The sequence below is a fragment of the Thiobaca trueperi genome, from assembly GCF_004342175.1.
Lineage (GTDB): Bacteria > Pseudomonadota > Gammaproteobacteria > Chromatiales > Chromatiaceae > Thiobaca > Thiobaca trueperi.
In genome coordinates this window covers 155160-176092 of the sequence record NZ_SMAO01000007.1, presented here as the reverse complement: position 1 = coordinate 176092, position 20933 = coordinate 155160, and the positions used below count along the sequence as shown (strand labels likewise).

The window sequence follows — 20933 nt, the reverse complement described above, 5'->3', positions numbered from 1 at the left end:
CGCAGGCCCCGGCTACCTGACCGGGGCCTGCTGTCGGGACTCAAGCCGGCAGCTTGAAGACGCGCACCGTGGAAAGCAGGTTCTTGGCGTACTCCACCAGATTCGTGGTGTAGACGCTCTGTTCCTCCAGACGCTGACTGGTCTGCTCCGAACTCTTGCGGATACTGCCGGCACGCTCCACCAGGGCGTTGCTGACCGTGGCCTGGTCCTGCGAGGTCGCGGCGATCCGCTGCACCAGACCGACGAGCTGAGCGGTCGAGGTCTGGGTATTCTGCATCTGCTCGCCGGCCTGCTCGGCGAGCTTGCTGCCCTCGACGACACGGGTGATCGCGGCGTTCATCGTGTTCACGGTGTCGGCGGTTTCGACCTGGATACTGTTGACCAGGGTCGTGATCTGAGCGGTTGCCTGACGGGCGCTTTCAGCCAGACGCTGCACCTCGTCGGCGACCACCGCAAAGCCGCGACCGGCCTCACCGGCAGAGGCCGCATGCATGGAGGCGTTCAGCGCCAGGATGTGCGTGCGCTCGGCGATGGTGTTGATCAGGTTGACCACGCCGCTGATTTCCTGGGAGCGATCACCCAGACGCTTGATGCGTTTCTCCGTCTCGCGAATGATGTCGCGGGTGCTGTTGATGCCACCCACGGTGTCCGTCACCGTCAGCAGCGCGCGCTGGGTCGTCGCGATGGCATTGTCTGCCGCTTCGTTGCAGACACGCGCCAGGTCGGCGATCTGATTCATGGAAACGGACGCGGCCGCGAGCGCGTCGGCGGTCTGCTCCACCTCGTGACGCTCGGCCTGGGCCGCCGCCATGACGGTTTCCGCCTGCTCCTTCACCTTGAGCGAGGCGGCGGTCACGTCCGCCGAGATGTCGGACACCTCCAGCAACACCTTGCCGGTCTCGCTGGTCAGCAGGTTCAAGGCGTCGGCCACCGCGCCGGTCACGTCCTCGGTCACCGGAACCTTGACCGTCAGATCCTTGCGCGACAACTGCGCCACGCCTTGCAGCAGACTCAGCACCGACTCGTTCAACTGCTCGTTCTCACGCTTGATCGCGTTCTGGATGGCCACGCGCTCGTCCATCATGCGGTCGAAGGCAGCGCCCAGTTCACCGACTTCGTCCCGGCTGCTCAGCTTCGAGCGCGCCTCGTCGTCGCCCTCGGCGAGCCGTAGCATGACCTGACGCAGATGGGCAAGCGGCTTCATGCGACGCGAAATGGCGATCCAGAGCAGCAATGCCAGGAACAGCGAACCGACCATGCCGAGCACGCCAAGCAGGCGTTCCATCCGTGCACCGGGGCCGGTGATCTCGGAGAGCTGGGTACCGCCGGCGATAACCCAGTTCCAAGGTTTTGAACGGTCAAAGGCGACGAATTTGTCGTCCGCCTTTTTATCGGCGTCGAACCACACGTAGCTGAACAGACCGGATTCGCGCTCCAGCAGGGGACGCAGGGTTCCGGTCTGGCCGCTGCCATCGACGAGTTCGTGCAACCGCTCGCCCGTCAGCGATGGATGCACCAGCATCAGGCCGAAGTCTTCGTTGTTCGAGGCATCGACCACGTAGGCATAACCCTGTTCGCCGAACGTGGTGTTCTTGAACATCTCATAGAGATTGGCAAGGGTCGCGCTCAGGTCCATGCCGGTGAAGAAGGCGGCGGACACCCGTCCGTCCTTGCCGAGAATCGGCACGTATTTCGTCATGTACTCGGTGCCGAACAGGCGGGCGCGGCCAACGAAGGGTTTACCATCGAGCAGGGCGCGATAACCCGGATGCGTCTTGTCGAGGAGCGTGCCCAAAACCCGCTCGCCATTCTCGTTCTTCAACGAGGTGGAGACACGCACGAAATCATCGCCGACACGCGCGAAGACGGTCGCGACCGCACCGGTGCGGGCGGTGAAGTCATCAAGTGCGGACGGTTCCTCGTTGAGGATCCTCTCGCCCAGCTCGACGGCCGGGGCGGGCGTGCCTTGAACGGGGATCGTTCGGGACGCATCGACGCGCAGGTTGCGACCAATTTCCGCCTCGAATTGTGCAGCGATGCCGGATGCCTGATTTTCAGAGATCCGGTAAACGAGGTCAGCGGCACGCCGTAAACCATCCACCTGCTCCTTGAACGCGATCTCGCTCGCGCTGGTCATGGCTTGATTGGTGAAGCGCCCCGAAAAGAGGACAAGGCTCAACAGAAAGGTCAGGGAAAGCAGGCCGGCGATCAGGGTGATCTGATTGGCCAGCTTGAGGTCTGAGAAGCGAAAACCGGACGCGCTCGGGCTGGTGGAGCTCATTGTTTCTCCTTGAGTTCGAATCAGGATCCAAACGGATCGATTCATGAAAAGGCCTGACGGATCCCGTCATGCCATTGATCGCGACGTAAAGACAATCAGTCGCCGCTCGCGGCGACCTGGCTGATGGATCGGAAGAAGGTGCGATGATCGAAATCCAGCCAGACCTCCTGATCAGCCATGAACCCTCCGGACACGGAGCCACGAAGCGCCGTCGGCAGGCTGGGCAGTGTCTCCAGCGGGGTCATGTCCCTGACCGCCTGCGGCTGGCCGTCGATCAGCAGTCCCACGGCATGGTCCGCCCGGTCGAGAACGAGGATCCAGCGGCCCGGATCATCGCCGGGGGCGTCCAGCGCGCACAGCATCGCCAGATCGAAAACCGGCACCAGGTTCCCGCGCAGATTGATCATGCCCAGCAGCCATGGTGAGGCATTGGGAATCGTCGCAATCGGGACCATCGCGATGACCTCGCTGACGGTTTGCGGCTCAACCAGGAAATTCAGCGAGCCGACACGAAAGCCGTATCGGATCCGCTCCGCTCGTGATCGGGACTGGCCCGGAGCCAGGTCCCCGGAGAGCCTGAAGCGGGTCAGCGCCTGAGATGGCGTCAGCCAGGGCGGATCCTCCCAGGCGGATCCGGAGGGGGCCGCTGAAAGCTCCTTGGTCAGCATGTGACGACCTCAGGTCAATGCCTTGAGCTGATCGATGACCTGCTCCGCCGTGAAGGGTTTCACGAGGTGCCCCTTGGCGCCCTGCACCTGCCCCCAGACCTTGTCCGCCTTCTGCCCCTTGCTGGTGACGAAGACGATCGGGATCTCTCTGGTCGCCGGGTCGCCGGACAGGAGCCGGCAGGCCTCGTAGCCATCCATTCCCGGCATGATGACATCCAGAAAGATGATGGCGGGATGCTCGGCCTTCGCCTTGGCGATGGCCTCCGCGCCATCGGAGGCCGTGACCACAATGCATCCCGCATCGCTGAGAATGGTCTTGATATTGAGCAGATCAGTCGCGGAATCGTCGACCACCAGTGCCTTGGTAACCATAATCGAATAATCCTCGTGAGCAAATGAACAGTCAGGCGCGTCTTCGATGCCGATGAGACCGGCCCGATTAAGCGTTTCCATAGGGTATCGAAATCAATCAGCGTTTCCCTAAACAGGGAGCGTCACATGCAGCGTCTTGAGATATTTCTTGAGTACCGTGTTGAACGTATGATTTTCGACCGGCTTGGCGAGATAGGTGTTGCATCCGGCCAGCGAGCCGCGCACGCGATCAAAGGGGGAGGATTTCCCGGTCAGCATGATCACGGGCGTGGACTTGTGACGCGCGTTTTTCTTGATTGATCGACAGATCTCGTAACCATCGATCTGCCCCGGCAGCACCACGTCCAGAAAGATGATATCGAACTGCTGACGCTCCAGCAGAGCCAGCGCCTCCTCCCCGGTCTCCGCACACACCGCTTCGATGTCGTGCAGTCGCAAGGCCAGCTCGATCTGTTTGCGGATGGTGACGCTGTCATCGACGACAAGGGCGGTATGACGCTTCGGACGGGGCTCGGCGTTATCGACAAGTTGCCCGCTCCCCGCAGCATAGGTGCTCGCGCCACCCCCTCCTATGACGAGCTCGGGAAAGAAATTAAGCTTCTGCGTCACCAGCAGGTCGAGGACGCCCAGCAGACGCGAGGCGGCAATCGGGCGACGGACCTGGGAATCGCAATCCGCCGCTTCGAGCGTTGCATCGACGATGACTGCCGGAACCGTCCGCGTACTGCGTATCGCCGCCAACGCGCTCATGGCTTCCCGGTCCTGCCCATCGGCGATGAGGATATCGGCGCGATCCTGCGCCGTTTGCCCAATGACCTCGTAGGACCGCTGCCGATGGCTCGAAAGCAGGCAGAGGCTCTTGACCACCCGTCGTTCGGACTCAGTCAATCCAAGCAATGAGATGGCGAATGTGTTTTTCTTCTGCATTGGCTGGACCGTGTTCAAAGTGACCTGTCTGGCTGCCATGCGGTCAGGATCATCAATGGCGACCCGTGACCACGGTGTCGAGAAGCATGAGTCCTGTCATCGTAACCCTGTCTCAATCGTCAGGTTACATCGCATGCTTGCCGTGAATGGTAACCCGTCACAAGAACGTCATGAAAGCGCAGTTCTCCGCAAGACGGTCGTCCTCAGCGCAGCTTTGAGCGGACCATGTTTTGGAACTGCTGAACCTGCACCTCTGATGGCAGCTCCCGCTCCAGCGCCTTGATGGCCGAATCCAGATCGACGGCGGACGGCAGATGGTCGTCGCAGAGGATCCCTGCAATCGGCCCGACGAATTCGGCGAGGCAGCTCTCCAGCACAGACTTCTGGGTCGGCGTCAGCGGATCCGCCCTGGAACCGGCGGACGCCCCGAGCATCGGTCCTCCCGCCAGCGCGGCGAGAATGCTCGCCGTGTCGGGGAGATCAAGGCGCGGCAGGGAGCTGTTGCCGGGCTGAAAACGGTAACGCCCGCCCTGGATGAGGGCCATCTCCTCCAGCGCACGCAGACCCACCCGGCCTGCATGGTAGAGATAGACGATCCTGCCCTTGTCCAGTGCAAGCTGGGCGCTCCGGTTATCGCTGGTGGCGATGAACATGGCGCCGGTGGCGCCCGTTTCGGAGAGTCGCCGGAGATCGGACAGGATCTCTGCAAATGGAACCGTATTGTCAGCCATGATCAACGCTTGCGCAGACGCTCAAAGGCCATCTGGAGACTGACGCGCATGCGCTCGATCGCTCTGGACAAGGCGCCAATCTCGTCGATCCGTTCACCCTCGCCGATCACGGCCTCCAGGTTGCCACGGCTGATCTCGTCGGCAGCCGCCGTCAGGCGACGAATGGGGGCGCTCAGGCGTTTGGCGAGCAGCAGGGCGACGATGATGACGACGACCAGGGTCACCAGCAGCAACGCGAGTGCGCCGCGCAGAGCCTGCTCGGCCCGGGCGTAGGCCTCTTCAGCGTCCTGCTGCACGATGAGCTTCCAACCCTGATTGAGCGCCTTGACGTAGGTGACGAGTTCCTTGCCGCTCTCGTCGTGCACACGATTGACGCCATCGCCGCCAGCCCGCTTCGCCAGGGCCGGATGACGGCTAAAGTCCTGTAGTTCGGACGAAATCGAGCCATCCCCGTGAGCGATCAGCCGATGCTCTTCGTCCACCAGGATGGCGTACCCGGTCTTGCCGATGCGGGTGTTGGTGATGGTCTTCGAGAGATCCTCCAGCGTCATCGCAATGGCGATGACCCCGAGGGTCTTCTCGGCCTGATCCTTGATCGGTTTGGCGAGAATGTAGGCGGGCTTGTTGGACGACTTGCCGAGGACGAGCTGCCTGCCGATCGGAGCGCCGCCCATCACCTGCTGGAAATAGACCCGGTCGCCGTAGAAGGTCGGCTCCCTGCCGTCGCTGCGCCCGAGATTCTGACCGTCCGGGAGGACGGTGAATGCGAGGTAAACCCAGTTGTAGGTGTCGGTCAGCGTCTTCAGCACGGGATCCTGCGAGCGGGCTTCCATGCTGCGAATCGCCGGGGTTGCGGCATTCTGCTCAAGCATCCGCAGATTCATACCGGTCCATTGCTCCACGCTCCCGGCAATGGAATCCGCGCTTGCCGAAAGATTCCGCGAGACGCTCGTCGTGAGCTCCTGCTGGGTTTCATGGACCCCCAGATACCAGAGACCGCCGATCGGGATGAGTGCGACCAGGCAGGTGGCAAGCAGGATCTGGTGAAAAATGTTCAAGCTAAATGGTTTTCGCTCGGACGACTGCCTATCCAAAGGTACCTCCTCCTAAAAAATTGCGGTACGACACCCTGCGATCCAAGAAGCCTTGCTTGACCCTGGAACTCGATCTGCCCTCTTAAAATTGCGGGATATTATGTCAGTGAAAACCGACTTCAGCGAGCCCCAACCCTGCCCATCGCACCAAAATGTGACCTGCGTCATGGCGACCGGCGCAGCAGTACAGGGGTGTCCGGACTCACATCTGATTCATCGACATAACCGATGGCCCCTGTCGTGTGTGAGATGAATTGAATCACCTCTGCGGTGTTGTCCAGCTCGCGCGGCGGCGTGCCCTTGCCGATATAGCGGCGGACGGTCCAGTAGCCGGTGTATTTGCCCTCGTCCTGTCCCAGATAATTCTGGAGAAAGCGTTCGCGCAGTGTGCTGCGCGGCGGCAGATTGACTGGCGTCAGACGCATCCCGTTCAGCTCGACGACCTTGCCGGTATAGATGCGCTCCAGTGTCTTCGCATCGAGCGGCGGCAATCCCTGGTGGCCGATGATGACGGGATCAGCCAGGACCGGGAGCGCGGAGATGAGCAGCAGGGTGAGCGGGATACGCACGTCTCTTCCCTCAGAACGTGAAACTGTAAGAGAGGGAAAAGACATTGATCTGCCGCCCGCCACTGTCTTCAGCGGGCGGCGTATCGACGAAGCTGGACAGACGCCCGGTTTGCGTATGCATCCATTCGGCCTTGAGCAGACTCCTGGGAGACAGACGGTACGCGGTGCCGACCGCCCAGGAATCCTGTTCATAAGGACTGAGCAGATCGGCCCCCACCCGCTGCGAGGCATTGATCGCGGCGGCGCCGGGGATGAAATCGGGCAGTCGGTTACGGTTGAGCGAATCGATATGATCCAGCACGCTTTCGTCCGTGCGGATGCCAGCCCAGTAAACATAAGGCGTCCAGCGTCCGATGCGCTTGAGCACCGCCAGATAGCCGGCGCTGGTGTCCGGCCCGGTGGTCGCATTCTCGAAATGCCGCCGTCCATACTCGCCAATCAGGCGAAAATCCCTGGGCAGCGCGATCTCGGCGCCCAGCGTCAGAAGATAGATGACGTATTGGTCGATGTATGGGACGCCCGGTCCCGGCATCGCATCCGATATCTGGTAGTAACCCATTCCGGGCGCGAGCGGGACAAAGGGGAAGCGGGTGGGCACCGGACCCTGATCCCATGTGGCGTCAGCCCGGTGCAGACCGATGCGCCAGATATGGTCGCCGCTGTACAGCGACAGGACTGATCCGACCATATCCATGTCATAGCCAAGAAACATTGTGCCGGGGGAGAAGATCGGCTCCAGCCCTCCGCGCAGATAATAGCGCCACTCGGTATAAGCCTGACCCAGGTAGCCTTCAAGCACCCATTCGCGGTCGTGGTCGAGCCAGGTCTTGGCGAACGACAGCCCCTTGAGATCCGTGGTCGGCAGCAGCGAATAGACCTCGGTTGGCAGACGGGCGAAATCGAAGGTGGTTCCCACATCGCTGTTGGCCGAATAGAGCATCAGCGGCAGACGCAGCTTGCCGGCGCGCAGCAGCAGGTCGTTGCTCGGTCGCCAGGAGAGAAAGGCCCAGGTCAGGGTCGGCTCCCAGGCGTTGTCGTCATAGGCCGATGGGGCCATTTTGACCTGAAGCGTCATGCCCCAGGTCGCCGTGAGCCGGGCATCGAGCTGGAGTCCCGCCAGCGAGTCCCGGTTCAGGGTGCCGCCATCGTCGAGATAGCGCTGATAGATGAAATCCTGATCGGAGATAGCGGCGCCCAGCGTCCCGAAGCCCGAGAGCTCGACCCCGGCATGCGCGGCGAGCGGTGCGCTCAGAACCGACAGGGCCAGCCAATAACGAACGCCCGTGCGGATCCTGCGCATCTCACTGATCCGCCAGACTTGCGGCGATCTCGGCGAAGAGATCCTGCATGCTGACGCAGGCGTCCACCAGATCCGGATCGAACTGGGTGCCGCGTCCGGCGCGGATATGCCCCATGGAATCCTCGTGGCTGAAGGGCCCCTTGTAGGGTCGCGTCGAGCGGAGTGCGTCATAGACATCGGCGACCGCCATCAGACGCGCCGCCAGCGGAATGGCCTCGCCGACCAGGCCATCGGGGTAGCCGCCGCCGTCCCAGCGTTCATGGTGATGACGGGTGATCTGCGCGGCATGGATCAGCAGCGGATTGGCCTCGCCCATGGATTTGCGCGCCTGCTCCAGAATCCTGTAGCCCTGCACGGTATGCGTCTGCATGACCAGAAATTCATCTGGCGTCAGGGGTCCGGGCTTGAGCAGGATATGGTCGGGAATCGCGATCTTGCCGATGTCGTGCAGCGGGGCGGCCTGGGCCATCTGATCGACCGTGGTGGCGTTCAACGCATCGGCATGAAAACCGTGGTGCAGCATCCAGTTGCCGAGTTGACGCACATATTCCTGGGTGCGACGGATATGGTTGCCGGTTTCTTCGTCGCGGAACTCGGCCAGAGACACCATGACATGAATGGAGGCGGACTGGAGTTGCAGCACCTGATCGACCTGACGCGCCACTTCGCGCTCCAGCCAGGCGCGCTGATCCGCCATGAAATCCTGCCAATGTTTGATCTGGAGATGGGTCTTGATCCGCGCCAGCGCGATCAGGGGCGTGACCGGCTTGTGAATGTAATCCACGGCGCCAACCTCGAACCCCAGCCGCTCATCCTCAATGTCCATGGCGGCCGTGACGAAAATCACCGGGATCCGCGCCGTGTCGGGATTGGACTTGAGCTGGCGGCAGACATCGAATCCGCTCATGCCCGGCATCATCACATCGCACAGCACCAGATCGGGCGGTGCGGTGTGCGCCAGATCCAGCGCCCGCTGACCATTGTTGGCCAGTTTGACGCGGTAATCGCGCTTGAGCATCTGACCGAGCAGAGCCAGATTCGCGGGGGTGTCGTCCACCACCAGAATGGTCGGGCGCGTCGGTTCTCGTAACGTCATGCGCTAGTCTTCCCTTATACCATCAGCCGTAACCCCAAGCTGTCTCAGAGCCAGATCGAAGTCGAAATGTTCCAGCGCGCGTCTGATCTGCCGCCAGGTCGCGTGCGGCAGCATGCACTCAAAAACATCCGCCTGCTCATACCACAGATCGAGCGCTTCGGCATCGCCTTCCATCAGCAACTGGCGCAGACGCTCCAGGTGGCGCATCCCGTCACCCGTATCGGGCGGCGCTTTCGGGACCTGCGCGGCGGGGGTCTTCAGTTGCGCCAGATCGTCGAGCAGTGGGCCCAGTACGGCGTCGAGCGACGACAGCAGATCCGTCGCGTGCGGCGCACGCGCCCTGAACGCCTGTTCCAGCGCAGCGGCCACGGGTTGCAGCGCGCTCATCCCCAGGGTGCCGGCCAGACCCTTCAGGGTGTGGATATCACGCACGGCGGCATCCCAGTCTCCCTGCTCCAGACTGCCGCGCAGCCTCATCTGCACTGACAGGTATTGATCGCGAAAGTCGCCCAGCAGCTTGCGATAGAGCTGTCGGTTGCCGCTGACATATTTCAGGCCCGCCCTGATGTCCAGTCCAGCGATACTGGCAAGTGGATCCGTCAAGGCGGCGTCTGCTGGCGTCAGGACGGTTTCCGGCGTCGGCGTCAGATCCTGTGGCACATAACGCGCCAGAATGGCGTAGAGGTCGCGCGGCTCGAAGGGCTTGGTCAGATAATCCTGCATGCCCATGTCCAGCCCGCGCTGGCGTTCCTCCTCCAGGGCGTGCGCCGTCATGGCGACGATCGGCAGATCAGCGTAACGGGGATCGGCACGCAGACGGATCGTGGCCTGATATCCATCAAGGACCGGCATCTGGAGATCCATCAGAACCAGGGCATAATGGTTGGCAGGACTGGCCGCCAGCCGCGCCAATGCGTCGGCGCCATGATTCGCCACGTCCACCACAACCCCGCGCGCCTGCATCAGACTGACGGCCAACTGCTGGTTGAGCGGATTGTCCTCCACCAGCAGGACGCGCATCCCCTGCAGTGACGGGCGGACGGCATCGGGCGGTGCTGGCGGACCGTCTGCAACCGACCCCGGCACGGCGGAATCAACACCCTCAGGAATGCGGGCGAAACCCACCCTGAAGCGAAAGATCGATCCCTGTCCCGGCTGACTGCTGGCCTCGATCTCTCCGCCCATCATCTCCGCCAGTCGTTTGGAGATCGCCAGCCCCAGCCCGGAGCCGCCGTATTCGCGGGTGGTGGAGCTGTCGGCCTGAGTGAACTCCTGAAACAGCCGGTCCATGTGCTCCGATGTCATGCCAATCCCGGTATCCTCGACCGCAAATTGCAGGACGACCGCGCGCTCACCCTCACGCACCAGATCAAGCGTCAGACGCACATGGCCGGCATGAGTGAACTTGACCGCATTGGACAGCAGATTGGTCAGGATCTGACGCAGACGCAGCGCATCCCCGAGCAGATGTCGATGCACATCCATCAACCCTGGCGGGTGGACCTCGAACAGCAGCTCGATCTCTTTTTCCCGCGCACGCTGCTGCACGAGCGCCAGGGTTTCGGCAATGACCTGTTCCAGTTGGAAAGGCGCCTCATCGAGTTTCAGCCGGCCCGCCTCCACCCTGGAAAAATCGAGAATATCGTTGATGAGACCGAGCAGGGATTTGGCCGATGTCTGCGCCTTGTCCAGATAATCCCGCTGCGATGCGGTGAGCGGCGTCTCCAGCGCCAGATAGAGCATGCCGATGACGGCATTCATCGGCGTGCGGATCTCATGGCTCATGTTGGCGAGAAAACGGCTCTTGGCCTGGGTCGCCGCCTCGGCGCGGAGACGCGACCTTTCCAGTTCCTGCTGCACCTGTTCGCGACGGTGGATGTCGGCATCAATGGCGCAGGCCATGTCGTCGAGAATGGCGCCGAGAACCTTGAGTTCATCCACCCCGCGAAGATGACCGACACGCCCTTCGTAACGTCCCTCGGCCAACTGACCCGCCACGGTGCGCAATCGCTGCACCGGACGCAGCACATGGCGGGTGAGAATGTGCAATTCTCCCCCGATCAGGAGTGCCATCAGCAGCAACCCGAGACTCGACACCAGGATCCAGTTTTGCAGTTGCGCACGCGCACGCCGCAGTTCGTCACCCGTGCGTTGGTCCACCTGTGCCAACAGTTCTTCGATGGTTTCGGACAGATGCAGACGCCGTCGGTTGTAATCCTGACTGTCGATCAAGTGTCTGGCAAAAGCATGATCGGGCTGGCCATCGGAAATGAATTCACGTCGCTTGGGGTCGTAAAGCCCCTGAGTCGCGGCGAAGGCGATCTGTTCGATCTGCTTCAGCGCCTCCGTGGCTGCCAGCATCTTATCGAGCGTTGCCAGTTCGGTGTCATTGAAGCCGAGCGAGCGCATCCGCTCCCGCAACGACTGGCGTACCCCCTGCTCCGGCAGCACATGCTCGATATCGCCCGCAATCACCTGCTCCCAGTAGATGCCGGGGCTGGGATGCGCGAGCGCGGGTTGATTGCCTTCGCGGATCCCCAGGATGTCGTAATAGGACAGCAGAAAGCGCGGCTCACCCGAGTTGGTGTAGAGACTGACCAGACGCGCCAGCAGCTCCGACTCCTGGCGCAGAGCCTGCACCAGAACCAGCGCCCGCTGGCGGTGCTCCTGCGCTTCGCCGAGACGTGTGTGCGCATTCCAGACGAACAGGGTAAAGATCCCGTTGGCGCCCAGCATGAGGAGCAGCGTGGCAAAAAAGACCAGGGAGAGACGGCGCAGCTTCATGTCGATGACTCAGACATGGCCGGCACCCGGATCAGGCGCGTTTAGAACGGATCGAGCGGAATGGATCGACGACGCGCCAGTCCATCGTCGCGGGACCGAAATCGAACCGCAGCGCCACAACGCCATGGACCGTGCGGGGTTCGTCGAGGTGGCCGTTCGTCATGACATGACTGACCCCAGGTTGATGCGCAGGCTGCGTGGTCATGGCTTGATTCTAAGAATCAACCTGAGCGACGGCAACCTCTGATGGCCGATGATGACGGAACCCGCCAGGATCGGGCGTACGGGAATGAGCAACACTGCCGACTGCTTCTTCTATCCCGAAGTCTTCGTGACCTGCCATCCAGGCGACGCGGGCGAGCCACAGATGAAGCGCCATCCGAGCCTCATCGTCGAGGTGCTGTCGGAATCGACCGCCGCCTATAACCGTGGCGCCAAATTTGGCTATTACCGCCAGATCCCCTCGCTGACCGAGTGCGTCCTGATCGAAACCGAACGCATGACGGTCGATGTCTTCCGGCGCCGGCCTGATGGACAGTGGCTGTTTCTGTCCTCCGGCGTGGGGCAGACGCTTGAATTCGCCTCCATCGATTTTCAGTGCCCCATTGAAGCGATCTATGAGGATGTGCGTTGCGCGGAAATCTCCTTAAATCCTGAACTGCCCCACGCGGTCCTGTAACTGCGCCGCCAGTCTCGCCAGTTGTTCGCTGGCGCTGGCAATCTGCATCGAACCGGCGGAGGTCTGGTCCACGGTTCCGGTGATGGCATGGATGTTGCGGTTGATCTCCTCGGCCACCGCCGTCTGCTCCTCGGCGGCGCTGGCGATCTGGCGGTTCATATCGCTGATGCTGGTAATGGAGACGCTGATGACATTCAGCGACTCGCCCGCGCGCCGCGCCTGGGCGACGCTCTCCCGCGCCTTGGCCTGCCCCTTGTCCATCACCTGCACCGCACCGAGCGAACCGGTCTGCACCCGCTCAATCTTTTCCTGAATGTCCTGGATCGATGCCTGGGTGCGGCTGGCCAGGGTGCGCACCTCGGCTGCAACCACGGCGAAACCGCGTCCCTGCTCACCGGCGCGCGCCGCTTCGATGGCGGCATTGAGCGCCAGCAGATTGGTCTGTTCGGCCACGCCCCGGATCACATCCAGCACCGCGCCGATCTCGCTGCTGTCTTCGGACAGACGTGCGATCACCTGCCCGGCCGCTTCGACCTCATGCGCCAGCGACTCAATGGCGGCGATGGTCTGCATCACCACCTTGCCGCCGGCATCAGTCTCTTTATCGGTATCCTGAGCGGCACGCGCGGCGGCGGCGGCATGCCGCGCCACCTCTTCCACCGTGGCCGTCATCTCGTTCATGGCGGTGGCGACCTGATCCGTTTCGGACTGCTCCAGGCGCACCTGCTCGCGCATTTCATCGCTCGTCGCCGATAACTGCTCGGCCGCTGCCGCCACCTGCGAACTGGCGGTCGAGACCTCGCGCAGCAGACGCTGGATATTCGTCACCATCCGGGCAAAGGCCGCCAGCATACTGGTCGTATCGCCCTGGCGCAGCGCGATCTGAACCGTCAGGTCGCCCTGCGCGACCTGCTCAACCAGCGCCACCACCTCGGCAGGATCGCCGCCAAGCCGGCGCAGGGTGTCGCGCGTCATGAAGGAGCCCAAAAACACTGCCAGCAGCAGCCCCAGCCCCATGCCGACCGCCGTGATGGTGACCGTCTGACGCCCTTCCGCCAGGGCGGTGGAAATCACCGTCTGGGCGTCCTGATTGTTGAGCGCCACCATGGATTCGATCAGGACACCTACGCGGTCGGAGATCAGAAAGCTTGCGGTGACGAGCCGGTCATACTCATCGTGCAGGGGTGCATAGGCGTCCTGATCCGCCGCCTGCATCTTGCGCTGAATGAGTTGTTCCAGCTGTTGATTGACCTTCCGCCAGTTGCTGTATTCGGCCTTGAGCGCATCGAACACCGCCTGCTCGGCCACGGATCGCGGCAGTTTTTCATACCAGGCCAGCGCATCCTCAAGGTTCTTCCAGGATGCGGCGCGCTGGCGCAGAAGCTGATCAAGCGTCTCGCGCACACTCGGCGACCAGGTTGACTGGTTCTGCACCTCAAGCGTCTGGGCGCGCACCTGGAGTCGTTCGACATTGAGCCGGTCGAGCTGGATGATGGCGGGCATCAGCACCTCGCCAACGGTGACGAGCTGATCGCGCATGTCCAGCTCGCCCTTGATGCCAAACAACCCGACGACCAGCACGATGATCGCCACCGACAGAAAGCCGAGCATCAGCTTCACGCTCAATCGCATCTTATGCATCACATCTGTTCCTGAAAAACCTCATCGACCAAATGTAAAAAGCGCCTCAACGGCGCTTTTTGGTTTGACTGACATCTCGCCGCCATCCGATGGGCGGGCAGTTTACGGCAATTTGCTCATCCATACATGCCAAACGGTTCACTCTTCCGCTCGCCGTCCGCATGACTCGCGCCCGCCAGCACCCGATTGCAGCCCGCACGCTTGGCGGCATAGAGTGCATCATCCGCCTGATGATACAAATGGTCCAGATCCATTCCAGGCCGATGGGTCGCCACCCCGATGCTCACACTGGTCTTGACCGGGTCGCCACTCGTAGCGATGAGCGCGAGCTTCGCCACGGCCTGACGGATCCGCTCGGCGCATTCCAGCGCATCGGCGAGACCGGTTCCCGGCAGCAGCACGACGAACTCGTCGCCGCCCATCCGCACGCACAGATCAGCCGTGCGGGTGACGGCGCGCAGGCTGTCGGCCAGACTGCACAGGAGACGGTCGCCCACTGGATGACCATAGGTGTCGTTGACCGCTTTGAAGCGGTCGAGATCCATGACCAGCATCGACAGCGGCTGCTTGTGACGAATGCTGTCCGCCAGCCACTGACCGCCCTGCAGGGTCAGGGCGCGACGATTGCCGAGACCGGTCAGCGGATCGCGCTCCAACTGCTGAGTCAGGGCATAAAAACGCAGCGCATTGTGCAGCGCCGGTGCCGCCAGACCCAGCAGACCCTCGATCCGGGCCTGATCGGTTTCGGAGAAACGGCGTCCGCGCATGAGTTTCAGCGCTCCCATTTCCTGACCATTCAGCGTCAGGGCATATTCAAGCCGATGGCGGTCGGGGTTGCCACCCTCCAGCCGGCAGGCGGCGTCTGCATGCTGATATTCCCATCCGCTGTGGCCGACCAGATCATGCAGAAAGTCATTCAGGGTGTTCAGAACCTGCTCCAGATCAAGCGATGCCGTAATCGCCTGCAAAAACCGCGTGGGCTCGATGTCTTCGCTCGGCTGGCGCAGCAACGACGGCTCAACCGACGATACCAGTGTCAGGCGTGGCGTATCGGCTTGGCTGGTTAAGTTCACGGCGTTCCCCAACGAGATTGATCGTAAACGGATCTAAGCGAAATTGATGCCAATTAAACCGCGCCCCGTGCGATTAGGTGATGTTTTTGGTTTGGATCGACTTTGGCAGCATCGACGACCGTTGGATCTGGCGCGATTTAAGATATTCAATCCTGTGAAAAAGTAGGCCGCAGGTCGGGTTAAGCCACGCTAGCCTGACCGACAGAAACTGATACGGTTTAAACAGACCCGAATTGGATTAAGAGGTTTAAGAACAAGATATAAAATCCTGTTAATCCTGTCAAAAATTAAATTCACCGACATCAATTTCCCGGACATCGCCGCGTGGGGAAACGACGGCTTTCTGTCGCTCTTGCAGCCAATGCAGCCTGAATCAGGCGCCCGCTTGACGAGACTGGATGAACGGCGTCAAACAATCGACAGTTCATCGCTTGCGCCAACTGAAAGCGGGGCGGAGAATCCTCAGCTACTGGTCAATTCGGAATCCCGCCTTCATGCATCACTACCTCGGCCTTGCCGCGCTCTTGCGGCGGCATTTCGCTGGCGCGGACCTGACGTCACTCTGTCAATCGCTGATTCGGCAGGCGACGGACGATCCGCAGGAAGCGGCATCGCTGATGGATGCGGCGATCATCTTTCAGTTTCACGGCAACCAGGATCTCGCACTCAAGCTCCAGCAGGAGGCGCTCAGGATCAGCCGGCATTATCGACTTCCCGCCCAACCGCCGATCAGACTCCGCCTGCTGGCGCTGATGGCGCCCGGTGATCTGATGGCAAACGTCCCGGTCGAATGTCTGCTGGAAAACAGCGACATCGAACTGAACCTCTATTACGCCACGCCGGGCGACATCGATCCGGTGGAGATCCCTGAGCACGATGTGCTCTTTATCGCCATCGGCGAATCGGAGGCGAATCGGGCGCTGCTGACATCCTGGCTGCCGCATCTGGCAGACTGGCCCCGCCCCATCCTGAACAACCCGCTGCATATCAGCCATACCGCCAGAGAAATGGCGGCGCGGCTCCTGCAGGGAGTACCCGGCACCCTGATGCCGCCTACCCGGCGGATCGACCGGGCACGCCTGCGCCAGGTGGCCGACGACCTCGCGGCGAGCAGCGACTCCCCGCACGAGCTGGGCTTTCCGCTCCTGGTTCGTCCGCTCGACTCGCACGCCGGCCATGATCTGAACAAGCTCGATACACCCGAAGAACTGGTCGCCCTCCTCAACAGGCTGCCGGGCGAGGAATTTTTCGTCTCGCCCTTCATCGACTATCACAGTCAGGATGGTCTGTTCCGCAAAGTCCGCGTGATCCTGATCGCCGGGCAGCCGTTCGCCTGCCACATGGCCGTCTCCAGCCACTGGATGATTCATTATCTCAACGCAGGAATGGCAGACAGCGCCGAGAAGCGCGCCGAGGAAGCCACCTTTATGGCGACCTTCGATCAATCATTCGCGGTCAGGCATGGCGCCGCGCTTGCCGCCATCCATGAGGCCATCGGGCTGGATTATCTCGGGATCGACTGCGCCGAGATGCCGGACGGACGACTGCTGATCTTCGAGGTCGATCACGCCATGATCGTTCACGATCTGGATCCGCCTGATCTCTATCCCTATAAATCGCCCGCCATGCGCAAACTGTTCGCCGCCTTTCGCACCATGCTGATCAGGGCGACTGAGCCGGACCAGGCGACCTCAGATCAGACAGGTCATCGAAAATCCCTGGGGTGAAGCCTCCACCTTCAGGGGGTGGTGCCGCACGGGAGAGGCGTAACCTCTTCCGTGCAAGTATCGCCCGGCTTGGCCGGGCGCGGATTGAAACATGAACAGGCTTAACAGACTCAATTTCTCCGGCGGCCCCGGCGTGCTGCCGGAGAGCGTGCTGGCTGAAACGCAGGCCGCCATCACCTGTGTGCCGGAAGTGGGGCTCTCGATTCTGGGGATCAGTCATCGCTCGGACTGGTTCGCGGCAGTCGTGGATGAAGCAGAGCGCAACATCCGCCATCTGCTCCAGCTTCCCGACAGTCATGCGGTGCTGTTTCTACAGGGTGGCGCCACGCTCCAGTTCACCATGATCCCGATGCTGCTGCTGCCTCATCGCCACCAGACAGCGGAATATCTGCACACGGGTTATTGGAGCGGCAAATCGATTGCCGAGGCGCGTCTGCTGGGCGATGTGCGCGTCATCTGGGATGGCGAGTCAGACGGCTTCCGGCGTCTGCCCGCACCCCCTGAACTCTCCTGCTCGACCGATGCCGCCTATTTTCATTATGTTTCAAATGAAACAGTCGAAGGCATTCAGTTCCATGCGATTCCGGGACTGGATGAGATCATCCGCGTTTGCGACATGTCATCGGATTTTCTCTCGCGTCCATTCGATCCGAACCGCTTTGATCTCATTTATGCACACGCGCAAAAAAATATAGGCCCGGCGGGCGTCACCGTCGTCATCATTCGGCGCGATTTATTGGCCCACGCGCCAGATGGACTCCCATCATTACTCGATTACCGCACCCACCTCAAGGCCCGCTCAATCTATAACACACCGCCGGTCTTCGCCATCTATGTGGTGCTGCTCGTCACCCGCTGGCTCCTGCATGAAATCGGCGGGCTGGAAAAGATGGATGCCATCAATCGTGAAAAAGCCGAACGCCTGTACAGCGCGATTGACGACAGCAGCGGTTTTTATGCCGGCTGGTCCATGCCCGAGCATCGATCACTGATGAACGTGACCTTCAACCTGCCATCGGCCGAATTGGAAAGGGAATTTTTGCGACAGGCGAGCGGGGCAGGATTCAGCGGCTTGACGGGACACCGCTCATTGGGCGGAATTCGGGCATCGATCTATAACGCCATGACACCCGCAGCGGTCGATTTGCTCAGTCAGTTCATGCGCGAATTCGCCAGCTTGCGCCATGCTGTGACAGGCTCCTGAAAAACCCGTCCTGCAGCAGATTAAAAACCCGGTTCGGTCAGCGGCATTGGATGTCGGGGGTGCCGCCGCCGCCATCCGAACCGAGTCAACGCATCAAACCATCGGTACAGCCCTTCAGGATGCCTGCCGCAACATCTCAGGAATCGCATCCCAGCCGGATTTCACTTCACGCAGCAGACGAATCACCTCGTCCAGCGCGTCCGGATCGTTGCGGGCGTTGCCTTCCAGCAGACGCCGGCCCATGTATTCGTAAAGTGCATCCAGCTTTTCCGCCAGATCCGCGCCCTGGTTGTGATCGAGCAGGCCGCGCAGACCATCAATAATGGTAATGGCCTGACCCAGTTTCTCGCCTTTGACACGGATATTGTTTTGCAGCATCGCCCCGCGCGCCACCGCGATGCGTTCCAGCGCACCTTCAAACAGCATTTGAATCAGGCGATGTGGGTCAGCGACAGCGGCCTCGGCGATGGGGCCGGCCTGACGGTATTGATTGAGTTCTCTGCGCATCGCGTACATGGTGTCATCACTCCCGACAAGTGGTTGATGTGAACGATTGCTCGTTTGAATAAAAATAGTCGCGGATCGGTTGGTTCAGTTAAGCGGGCATCTCCCATGCCCCGTTCTCGCGTACCCGCGCCATGAGTTTCAATGCCTGCTCAGGCGAAATGCGGCGAATGATCTCATGGCGTTTGGCGTCAATCACGTTAATGGCCACCAAACCGCTCGTCTCATCCAGATCGAATTCCAGTATACGATCCAGGTTCTGCAGGAAGCTGTCGATGGATTCGACGATCTGATCCACCATCGTCGAATGCTCGACCTGCATGACCCGGGATGACAGACGCGCCGTCTCCGCAGATTCCTTGCTGGTCGTGAATGATTCGATCGACATAATCGAAACCTGCTGCTGTTTTCGGCGTTTTTGATTTTGCTCTGACGGGGTCTTGGGTACTGCCCGATCCCGCTCACGGTGAATGTAACGGCAACCGGCGGGAGTTCTTGAGCGGGGATGCTGAAGGGTTTTGATGCAGCAGTGCAGAGGTTCCGAGGTTCTTCCCGATCATGGTCGTTGTCGTTGTCGATTTGCGAATCTTCGATTACGACAACGACAACGAGCGGCCTCGGAATTTCTAAGGTACTGCACGAGCTGTCACCAGGATCCAACGGATGACGTTGGTTTGAGGGGCCGCCTGTGCCGAGCTGCAATCTGGCCCCGGCGAGTCGCTTTAGCTGGCTTGTACGCAAACGACGGAAGCAGTTTGCTCAACTGGCAGAGCCGTTGAACACTGACCACGCCAAAAGGGCGTGGATTTCTACGTTTCAGCCAGGAGCCGTCGATGCGCCACTGGACGCGGGATGCTCATGGAGCAACGCCTTGAACGCCCTTCTCCCCTGCGGGAGAGAAGGGCCGGGATGAGCGGGAGGGCAAGGATCAGGCGCCGCTTGCATCGTAAGGGCATCCCTCAACCCAACTCCTATCCGCTGGAGGAATTTTGCCGCCTTATTTGTCCTTCGGCGCGGTTTCCGGGGTCTTGTCCGGCGTGATCTTGACGATCTCCTCGTTGAACTCGACTTTGGCCTCGTTACGCATCTTGGCAATCGCTTCGGAAATCTTCTGGCGCTTGAGCAGGGCTTCCAGCTGCGGCTTGGCGTCCTCGAAGGTCGGCGGCTTGGGCGCCTCGGCCTTGCGGGTCTCCTGAAGCTCGATTACATGCCAGCCGAACTGGGTCTGCACCGGGGTCTTGGAGTAGGTGCCGGGCTTCATGGCGGCGACGGCCTCGGCGAAGGGCGCGACCATCTGACTGGCATCAAACCAGTCGAGTTCGCCGCCATCCTTGCCGGTCGGGCCGGTGGAGCTTTTCTTGGCCAGCTCGGCGAAATCCTCACCCTTGTTCAGTTGCTTGATGATCTTCTTGGCCTCGTCTTCATCCTTGACCAGGATATGACGCGCCTTGTACTCGATCCGCTCGCCCTGTTCCTTGGTGCGGGCCTCGAAATCGGCCTTGATCTTATCGTAGGCGGTCTTGAGCTCGTCTTCGGACGGGTTGATTTCGTCCGCCATGGCAGCCCCGGCAGCCTGCGAGATGAGCTTCATGCGCTCCAGCTGCTGCGCCGCCTGCAAGGCGGCCGCCACATCCGGATCGTCTGCGAGCTTGCGGCGATCACCTTCCTGCGAGGCGACAACGAGGGTCATGAATTCATCGAGCACCTGCTGCTGGAATTCAGGACTGTTGCCGTTCCGGCTCTGCTGGAGCTGCTCCTGGTAAAACATCCGGAAGACGTTCAGCGAATAAGGGGCGCCATTGACAGTCGCGATCAGGGCATTGGGATCATCCTGCTTGCTGGCGTTGGGCTTATCCTCGGCAGCCAGGCTTCCGGATGCCAGCAGGGCACAGAGCACGAGCGGAATACGAGCGGTCTTCATCATGAGCTTTTCCATGGGTGGTGGGTAAAACAGTTCGATACTTGAACGGAGGGTTGAAACGTCAGGGAAAGACTTGTTTGAAAGGCTTGACCGTGACCTCGCGGTAGACACCGGCTTCCCGATAAGGATCCGCAGCGGCCCAGGCCTCGGCGGCGGTCAGATCAGGAAATTCGGCCACGATCAGCGAACCGGAGAAACCGGCCTCGCCCGGATCGGGACTGTCGATGGCCGGATGTGGCCCGGCGAGGATCAATCGTCCCTCATCCTGCAGGGCTTGCAGGCGTTGCAGATGAGCGGGGCGAACGCGCAGGCGGTCGGGCAGACTGTTTGCGCAATCGACAGCAATGATGGCGTAGAGCACG

The 20933-nt window shown here is 61.1% G+C and carries 20 protein-coding genes; 3 read left to right on the top strand and 17 right to left on the bottom strand.

All coding sequences use genetic code 11. The features are described from left to right. Positions 1 to 40 precede the first annotated feature (40 nt). From EDC35_RS13940 to EDC35_RS19010, 11 genes are all read right to left on the bottom strand, one after another. Positions 41 to 2281, bottom strand: a complete 2241-nt coding sequence (locus tag EDC35_RS13940; RefSeq protein ID WP_165903437.1) for a methyl-accepting chemotaxis protein — start codon at positions 2279 to 2281, stop codon at positions 41 to 43. Positions 2282 to 2376: 95 nt separating this feature from the next. Continuing rightward, positions 2377 to 2949, bottom strand: coding sequence for a chemotaxis protein CheW (locus EDC35_RS13935; RefSeq protein ID WP_132977858.1), 573 nt, complete (start codon positions 2947 to 2949; stop codon positions 2377 to 2379). 9 nt (positions 2950 to 2958) lie between these two features. Next, positions 2959 to 3321, bottom strand: coding sequence for a response regulator (locus tag EDC35_RS13930; protein WP_132977857.1), 363 nt, complete (start codon positions 3319 to 3321; stop codon positions 2959 to 2961). A 108-nt stretch (positions 3322 to 3429) separates the two neighbouring features. Continuing rightward, on the bottom strand, positions 3430 to 4287 hold the full coding sequence (locus EDC35_RS13925; protein ID WP_243651677.1) for a response regulator: 858 nt from the start codon (positions 4285 to 4287) through the stop codon (positions 3430 to 3432). Positions 4288 to 4451: 164 nt separating this feature from the next. After that, positions 4452 to 4979 carry a DUF8082 domain-containing protein gene (locus EDC35_RS13920; RefSeq protein ID WP_132977856.1) on the bottom strand — a complete coding sequence of 176 codons (528 nt, stop codon included), beginning with the start codon at positions 4977 to 4979 and terminating at the stop codon, positions 4452 to 4454. Between the two features lie 2 nt (positions 4980 to 4981). Then, the gene (locus EDC35_RS13915; RefSeq protein ID WP_165903436.1) at positions 4982 to 6037 is read right to left on the bottom strand and encodes a HAMP domain-containing protein; all 1056 of its coding nucleotides are present in this window, start codon (positions 6035 to 6037) and stop codon (positions 4982 to 4984) included. Positions 6038 to 6237: 200 nt separating this feature from the next. Beyond that, complete coding sequence (locus EDC35_RS13910) at positions 6238 to 6642, bottom strand: hypothetical protein (RefSeq protein WP_132977854.1); 405 nt, start codon at positions 6640 to 6642, stop codon at positions 6238 to 6240. A gap of 10 nt (positions 6643 to 6652) precedes the next feature. Next, complete coding sequence (locus EDC35_RS13905) at positions 6653 to 7942, bottom strand: hypothetical protein (RefSeq protein WP_207896240.1); 1290 nt, start codon at positions 7940 to 7942, stop codon at positions 6653 to 6655. A 1-nt stretch (position 7943) separates the two neighbouring features. Beyond that, on the bottom strand, positions 7944 to 9038 hold the full coding sequence (locus EDC35_RS13900; protein WP_132977853.1) for a response regulator: 1095 nt from the start codon (positions 9036 to 9038) through the stop codon (positions 7944 to 7946). A 3-nt stretch (positions 9039 to 9041) separates the two neighbouring features. Continuing rightward, positions 9042 to 11822: an ATP-binding protein gene (locus EDC35_RS13895; protein WP_132977852.1), complete on the bottom strand. Its 2781-nt coding sequence runs from the start codon at positions 11820 to 11822 to the stop codon at positions 9042 to 9044. Positions 11823 to 11853: 31 nt separating this feature from the next. Next, positions 11854 to 11985, bottom strand: a complete 132-nt coding sequence (locus EDC35_RS19010) for a hypothetical protein (RefSeq protein WP_279388001.1) — start codon at positions 11983 to 11985, stop codon at positions 11854 to 11856. A 126-nt stretch (positions 11986 to 12111) separates the two neighbouring features. On the opposite strand from EDC35_RS19010, the gene EDC35_RS13890 reads away from it, so the two are divergent. Further along, the gene (locus tag EDC35_RS13890) at positions 12112 to 12501 is read left to right on the top strand and encodes a Uma2 family endonuclease (protein WP_243651676.1); all 390 of its coding nucleotides are present in this window, start codon (positions 12112 to 12114) and stop codon (positions 12499 to 12501) included. Here EDC35_RS13890 and EDC35_RS13885 read toward each other — a convergent pair. Together EDC35_RS13885 and EDC35_RS13880 are read right to left on the bottom strand one after the other, a co-directional pair. Next, positions 12469 to 14142 (bottom strand): methyl-accepting chemotaxis protein, encoded by a 1674-nt coding sequence (locus tag EDC35_RS13885; protein WP_132977850.1) that lies wholly within the window; start codon positions 14140 to 14142, stop codon positions 12469 to 12471. The two genes, EDC35_RS13890 and EDC35_RS13885, sit on opposite strands and share 33 nt — an antisense overlap. Positions 14143 to 14258: 116 nt before the next feature. Further along, a complete protein-coding gene (locus tag EDC35_RS13880) occupies positions 14259 to 15215 on the bottom strand; it encodes a GGDEF domain-containing protein (protein ID WP_132977849.1) in 957 nt (318 codons plus the stop codon). A gap of 494 nt (positions 15216 to 15709) precedes the next feature. Here EDC35_RS13880 and EDC35_RS13875 point away from each other — a divergent pair, with 494 nt between their 5' ends. Together EDC35_RS13875 and EDC35_RS13870 are read left to right on the top strand one after the other, a co-directional pair. Continuing rightward, positions 15710 to 16942, top strand: coding sequence for an ATP-grasp domain-containing protein (locus EDC35_RS13875; RefSeq protein ID WP_132977848.1), 1233 nt, complete (start codon positions 15710 to 15712; stop codon positions 16940 to 16942). A 91-nt stretch (positions 16943 to 17033) separates the two neighbouring features. Continuing rightward, entirely contained in the window at positions 17034 to 18146 is a 1113-nt protein-coding gene (locus EDC35_RS13870) for a phosphoserine transaminase (RefSeq protein ID WP_132977847.1), read from the top strand. Positions 18147 to 18260: 114 nt separating this feature from the next. On the opposite strand, the gene fliS is transcribed toward EDC35_RS13870, so the two are convergent. From fliS to EDC35_RS13850, 4 genes are all read right to left on the bottom strand, one after another. Beyond that, positions 18261 to 18662, bottom strand: coding sequence for a flagellar export chaperone FliS (gene fliS / locus EDC35_RS13865; protein WP_132977846.1), 402 nt, complete (start codon positions 18660 to 18662; stop codon positions 18261 to 18263). Positions 18663 to 18741: 79 nt separating this feature from the next. Further along, the gene (locus EDC35_RS13860) at positions 18742 to 19038 is read right to left on the bottom strand and encodes a flagellar protein FlaG (protein WP_132977845.1); all 297 of its coding nucleotides are present in this window, start codon (positions 19036 to 19038) and stop codon (positions 18742 to 18744) included. Between the two features lie 609 nt (positions 19039 to 19647). Next, positions 19648 to 20574, bottom strand: a complete 927-nt coding sequence (locus EDC35_RS13855) for a peptidylprolyl isomerase (protein ID WP_243651674.1) — start codon at positions 20572 to 20574, stop codon at positions 19648 to 19650. A 58-nt stretch (positions 20575 to 20632) separates the two neighbouring features. Further along, positions 20633 to 20932: a YciI family protein gene (locus tag EDC35_RS13850; protein ID WP_132977844.1), complete on the bottom strand. Its 300-nt coding sequence runs from the start codon at positions 20930 to 20932 to the stop codon at positions 20633 to 20635. Position 20933: the final 1 nt, after the last annotated feature.

What these genes read in the sequence shown, in the direction of transcription:
- EDC35_RS13940 (WP_165903437.1), bottom strand. Translation starts at nt 2,281, where the DNA reads ATGAGCTCCACCAGCCCGAGCGCGTCCGGTTTTCGCTTCTCAGACCTC.
- EDC35_RS13935 (WP_132977858.1), bottom strand. Translation starts at nt 2,949, where the DNA reads ATGCTGACCAAGGAGCTTTCAGCGGCCCCCTCCGGATCCGCCTGGGAG.
- EDC35_RS13930 (WP_132977857.1), bottom strand. Translation starts at nt 3,321, where the DNA reads ATGGTTACCAAGGCACTGGTGGTCGACGATTCCGCGACTGATCTGCTC.
- EDC35_RS13925 (WP_243651677.1), bottom strand. Translation starts at nt 4,287, where the DNA reads ATGGCAGCCAGACAGGTCACTTTGAACACGGTCCAGCCAATGCAGAAG.
- EDC35_RS13920 (WP_132977856.1), bottom strand. Translation starts at nt 4,979, where the DNA reads ATGGCTGACAATACGGTTCCATTTGCAGAGATCCTGTCCGATCTCCGG.
- EDC35_RS13905 (WP_207896240.1), bottom strand. Translation starts at nt 7,942, where the DNA reads ATGCGCAGGATCCGCACGGGCGTTCGTTATTGGCTGGCCCTGTCGGTT.
- EDC35_RS13900 (WP_132977853.1), bottom strand. Translation starts at nt 9,038, where the DNA reads ATGACGTTACGAGAACCGACGCGCCCGACCATTCTGGTGGTGGACGAC.
- EDC35_RS13895 (WP_132977852.1), bottom strand. Translation starts at nt 11,822, where the DNA reads ATGAAGCTGCGCCGTCTCTCCCTGGTCTTTTTTGCCACGCTGCTCCTC.
- EDC35_RS19010 (WP_279388001.1), bottom strand. Translation starts at nt 11,985, where the DNA reads ATGACGAACGGCCACCTCGACGAACCCCGCACGGTCCATGGCGTTGTG.
- EDC35_RS13890 (WP_243651676.1), top strand. Translation starts at nt 12,112, where the DNA reads ATGAGCAACACTGCCGACTGCTTCTTCTATCCCGAAGTCTTCGTGACC.
- EDC35_RS13885 (WP_132977850.1), bottom strand. Translation starts at nt 14,142, where the DNA reads ATGCATAAGATGCGATTGAGCGTGAAGCTGATGCTCGGCTTTCTGTCG.
- EDC35_RS13875 (WP_132977848.1), top strand. Translation starts at nt 15,710, where the DNA reads ATGCATCACTACCTCGGCCTTGCCGCGCTCTTGCGGCGGCATTTCGCT.
- EDC35_RS13870 (WP_132977847.1), top strand. Translation starts at nt 17,034, where the DNA reads ATGAACAGGCTTAACAGACTCAATTTCTCCGGCGGCCCCGGCGTGCTG.
- fliS (WP_132977846.1), bottom strand. Translation starts at nt 18,662, where the DNA reads ATGTACGCGATGCGCAGAGAACTCAATCAATACCGTCAGGCCGGCCCC.
- EDC35_RS13860 (WP_132977845.1), bottom strand. Translation starts at nt 19,038, where the DNA reads ATGTCGATCGAATCATTCACGACCAGCAAGGAATCTGCGGAGACGGCG.
- EDC35_RS13855 (WP_243651674.1), bottom strand. Translation starts at nt 20,574, where the DNA reads ATGATGAAGACCGCTCGTATTCCGCTCGTGCTCTGTGCCCTGCTGGCA.